At 25.3% G+C, this 3,284-nt stretch carries 4 protein-coding genes; all 4 read left to right on the top strand.

What is annotated here, in order from left to right; translation table 11 throughout:
- The first annotated feature begins 861 nt into the window (after positions 1 to 861).
- Entirely contained in the window at positions 862 to 1,026 is a 165-nt protein-coding gene (locus Q0H31_RS13010) for a hypothetical protein (RefSeq protein ID WP_295298872.1), read from the top strand.
- Positions 1,026 to 1,493, top strand: a complete 468-nt coding sequence (locus tag Q0H31_RS13005) for a hypothetical protein (RefSeq protein WP_295298870.1) — start codon at positions 1,026 to 1,028, stop codon at positions 1,491 to 1,493. Before Q0H31_RS13010 ends, Q0H31_RS13005 begins: the two co-directional genes overlap by 1 nt.
- 349 nt (positions 1,494 to 1,842) lie before the next feature.
- Complete coding sequence (locus tag Q0H31_RS13000) at positions 1,843 to 2,262, top strand: hypothetical protein (RefSeq protein ID WP_295298868.1); 420 nt, start codon at positions 1,843 to 1,845, stop codon at positions 2,260 to 2,262.
- A 51-nt stretch (positions 2,263 to 2,313) separates the two neighbouring features.
- Positions 2,314 to 3,284: hypothetical protein (locus Q0H31_RS12995; RefSeq protein WP_295298865.1), on the top strand; the 971-nt coding region annotated here is incomplete at its 3' end.

Below are 3,284 nucleotides of genomic sequence, written 5' to 3'. Positions count from 1 at the left end.
CAGGTAGGATATGTTATATTATAGGTTCTATGCTAATCATTATATAATACTATATAAATAGTAATATTACATAATATGTTTTATATCTTTATACATATAAATAGAATACGTTTACATTATTATATAATTGTCTTGAGGTAATATAACTAATATTATATTACCTCAAGACAACGTTTTTTTGTTATATATTTTTATATTTAGGGGGGTTGGTTTATACTTTTGCCAGTCTTTTTTATCCAGAATCCGCCCACAGCTGTTTCACTCACACCAAATAAATTTTCCTACACGACAAACTTAAACCAAATTTTTTTATACAATATTTAATAATTTCAATAAAAATGGCTATTTCTTTATCGAAAACGCTCTCGATAAAATCCACATAATAACGTTGTTTTTGTTACTTTTATAAGCATTAAAAATACTCATATTTTATCAATAAATAAACATAAATAACGTCAAAATCCAGTTATATCAACGGTTTAGACGATATTAAATAAATTTCAAGAAAAATATAAGTTTTATATTTAAAATAATGACACTCAAAAATGCTTTAAACCCAGTTATATCAATGATTTAAGACGATTAATTATATAAATATTAAAATAACATTCGATAGTTAATTATCGGAACTATATCTGTGCAAAACAAAGATATTTTTTATACTTTTAAACTAATTGTATATAGAATAATGTTATTTGCTTAAAATTTAAGTCTTATAAAATATATTTCAAAAAAAATTATTTTTTTAAATAATAGGTTCTATAATCTGTAATCAAACATATAATTAAATATAACAACATCAGACAAATTCAAGAAAATGTTTGAGTGTTTCACCAAAAAAATAGAATGGAGATGTTTATTATGCCAAAAAGATTAATGATAACTATGGAGTTTTCACAAATAAAAGAGGAAGATATTCAATTATATTTAAAATTAAAAGAATTTGATAAGCCAGGTTTAATAGTAAAAGAAATATTAAAAGGAAGATTACCATTATCAATAATACAAGAAAAAGAGGAAAAGTAATGTTAGAAATATCAGTTCACAGAAACGGAAAAAAACTTATTGATTATAAAAAAAAGAGTTTTAAAAATACTAAACTATATAGCTCAACATTAGGTCTTGCATTAATAGGTATGAGTGAAGTGTCAAATATAGAGAATTTAAATTTAAATGTAATAGATAATATGAAAGAAAAAGTAACTGATAGTGATTGGTATACAATGATAGAATTTTTTAAGAACATTAACAACTTTATAAAGAATTTTGTTTGGTGTATCCACAATCCTTTAAATGCTTTACTTATATTCTTACAATGGTTACAGCCACTGCTTTTAATATTATGTTTATTAATTTCTAGTGTCGGAGTTATAAGTTATATGTGTGGAAATGATAAAATATTTGGAGCTACACCAGGGCAATTAATAAAAAATCCTATACTGACATTCTTATTATTTCAAATATTAGTATATTCTCTAACTTTAGCTTTATGATTGAAATTGTTATTCAATGTTTGAAAAATATAAACAAAAAACCTAAATCTACCTAAACATAGACTTAGGCTATATTACTCTAAGCGCTACCCGTTTACACGTGAATACGTTAGAGTATATGCTAGAAATCTCTAAAATATGCATATTTTTACCTATTTTTAAAAATAAATATTATTTTATTAATAATGGAGCGACTTTAACTGAAAATTCAGCTACTGCATAAGCAAATATATATCCCCATACAAAACTCATAATTAACACCTCGCTTTAAAATTAAATTGTTGTGGAGAATTATATTTATAGTATTGTCAATTTTAAAAATAAATATACACGTAAAGGAGAATAAATTATGGAAATTTCAATAATCATCAATGGTGAACCTTTATTTAAGAAAAGAAGATATAGAAATAGAGAGGAGTTACGAACATTAGATAGAATTGCAGGTAAGATATTAAACAACAATAAAGCTAAAACATTCTTTGTTTTTATGATAGCTTGTTCGTTATTTGTTTTTACTCCTCATGAAATAGCTTATGGTGGAACATTTGATCCTACCAAAATAGATGAAGCTGGAAGGACATTTTTGACAATAATTCAAAAGGTAGGATATTGGGTTTGTATCATTATGGCAACCAAAGAAATATTATCTGAATTAATGCATGGTACATTAAAAAATGTAGGACAGGTAATTATGAAATATAGTGTAGCTTTTGGAACATTATTTGCTTTACCTTGGATTTTTGATTTAATAATTGATATTTTTTCATAAGTAATAAGGGCTACCTTGATTCAAAGGTGGCTCATTAAGGAGGGAAATATAGTGTTATCGTTAATAAAGAAAAAAGATACTTCAATGCCATTAGATAAATTTTTTAAATTAGTAAAACCAAAATATGTTTACCTTAAAATAACACCTCATAAATCAATTAGGAATTATAATTCTAGCAATATAGCTAAATCAATAGCTTTGTCATATAAATCCATTAATAAACTTATAAGGATAGAGCAAAAAAAACTGTGGTTAGAAACTCAGTTTAAGGTTAGTTATATAATAGACATTGAAAACAAAAATGCTAATTTTTATTTTATAGTGCCTGATGTATTCAAAACGATTATATTAGAAAAGTTAGCTGAAATATGGAGCAAATGTACAGTTGAAGAAGTAGAGCCAATAAAAGAGTTTTCGACTAAAGCTACAAGATATCAAATGTTTTACAAAAAAGACGATGCATTTTCTTTAGATGTAAACAAATCTTCAAATGAACCTTTAAATTCAATATTAAACGTAGTAGATATAATGCAAGAAAACGACAGAGTGTTAATAGGATATAATTTCCATCCAACTTCCCAATTTGGTTGGAAAGAAAGATATGATAAAGCTATTACTGAATACAAAGAAGGTAAACCAGTTGAAAAAGACAGGTTGAGTTTTAATTATATTGCTAAAATGACGCTACATGTATTTGTTGAGATTATAGATATAGTGGTTAGTACAATAGATGATTTATTAAGTTCTAAGATTAAGAAAAAAGGCAATGAATATGTAGGGTTAGCCGAAGCTTTAGCAACAGCTTTAGATACAAATAGAGAACTATCTTCTCAAACGAAGAGAAAGAAAGATCAAATAGTATTAGATACAGAAATAGCCTTAATAAGTGAAAGTACAGATAAAACTAGAGAATATAATAATATTAATGCGGTTGCAACAGCTTATAGGTCTTTAGACGGGGATAATGAGTTAATATATAAACTTATACCTGCAAAAAACAAATTCGGTATTACAGATAAATC

Source organism: uncultured Brachyspira sp. (assembly GCF_934747485.1).
In the GTDB taxonomy this organism is placed as follows: domain Bacteria; phylum Spirochaetota; class Brachyspiria; order Brachyspirales; family Brachyspiraceae; genus Brachyspira.
The sequence above is the reverse complement of the archived record's forward strand: the minus strand, read 5'-3'. Positions and strand labels throughout refer to the sequence as shown.